This window comes from Acinetobacter rongchengensis (assembly GCF_003611475.1).
Lineage (GTDB): Bacteria > Pseudomonadota > Gammaproteobacteria > Pseudomonadales > Moraxellaceae > Acinetobacter > Acinetobacter rongchengensis.
Window position 1 is genome coordinate 1 of the sequence record NZ_RAXT01000151.1, and the last position, 1,281, is coordinate 1,281.

The following is a 1,281-nucleotide window of genomic DNA, read 5'->3' on the forward strand; positions in this document are numbered from 1 at the left end:
GTTCCGTTAATTAGACCACTCAATTCAGTTTTATAAGTGATAAATCCGCTCTAAATATTTAAATTATGCTGCCATTACTTTTAGTAAATGTTGATCATAAAATTCATCCGGTGTTGCCTTATTCAAACTTGAATGAGGACGTATCATGTTATAAAAATCCAAATATTCAGCAATTGATTGTTTCGCTTGTTTAACCGTATCGTAAGCCTTCAAATAGACTTCCTCATGCTTCAAGCTGCGCCATAACCGCTCAATCATTACATTATCCATCCATCGTCCTTTCCCATCCATACTGATACGGATATTTCGCAATTTTAACTCATTCAAAAATGCCTCGCTTGTGAATTGACTGCCTTGGTCTGTATTAAACACCTCAGGACAACCATATTTCACAATTGCTTCTTGCAACGCATCTATGCAAAAGTCTGTTTCCATACTGATCGATACTCGATGAGCCAGTACTTTACGACTATGCCAATCTATAATTGCACACAGATAGACAAAGCCTTTAGCCATAGGAATGTACGTTATATCTGTACACCAGACTTGATTAGAGTGATCGATGACCATGTTTTTCAACAGATATGGGAAAATACGGTGTGCAAGATTAGGCTTACTGGTATTGGGTTTTGGATACAAGGCATGTATTCCCATCAAGCGCATTAAACGTCGGACTTTACGCCGACCTATTTGATGTCCTTGACGCTGTAGCATATCTCGTATCATTCGACTGCCCATAAATGGGTAGTCGAGATGAATTTCATCGATTAGACGCATCCAACTCAAATCAGTTGATGAAATCTCTTTGGGCTTGTAATACAACGTACTGCGATTGATTTGAATCAATTGCGATTGTTGTCGTACCGAAAGTTGATGGGTCTTATCGATCATTTTTTGCCGCTCAGCTGCCCTATTTTTCTGAGCGCACCTTCTAAAAAATCAATTTGCAATGCCTGATGTCCTATCTTGGCATGTAGAGCTTTGAGGTCAATCTCTGGTTCTTGTTGTGCTGTTGGTCGTGAAAAAATATTGACTGATTGCTCAAGCAGTTGATTTTTCCAATCGATGATTTGGTTTTGATGTAAATCGAATTGAGTAGAAAGTTCAGCGAGTGTGTGGTCGCCTTTAATTGCTGCGAGAGCAACTTTAACTTTAAACTCTGCTGAATGATTACGACGTTTTCTTCGTGTCATGGTTGACTCCAAAAACAAGCATTTCCCATGCTTATTGGGGAGTAGATTATCACTTATAGGCGTGGTCTAAAATCCTAGAACCACATCA

General features: G+C 39.0%; 1 protein-coding gene. It reads right to left on the bottom strand.

What is annotated here, in order from left to right:
* Window positions 1-63: 63 nt before the first annotated feature.
* Window positions 64-1,193, bottom strand: a protein-coding gene (locus tag D7V20_RS19195) for an IS3-like element ISAcsp5 family transposase (protein WP_120385403.1) whose coding sequence is annotated in 2 segments (ribosomal slippage) — window positions 64-941 and window positions 941-1,193 — 1,131 coding nt in all. Because the reading frame shifts where the segments join, the coding sequence is not laid out codon by codon here.
* Window positions 1,194-1,281: the final 88 nt, after the last annotated feature.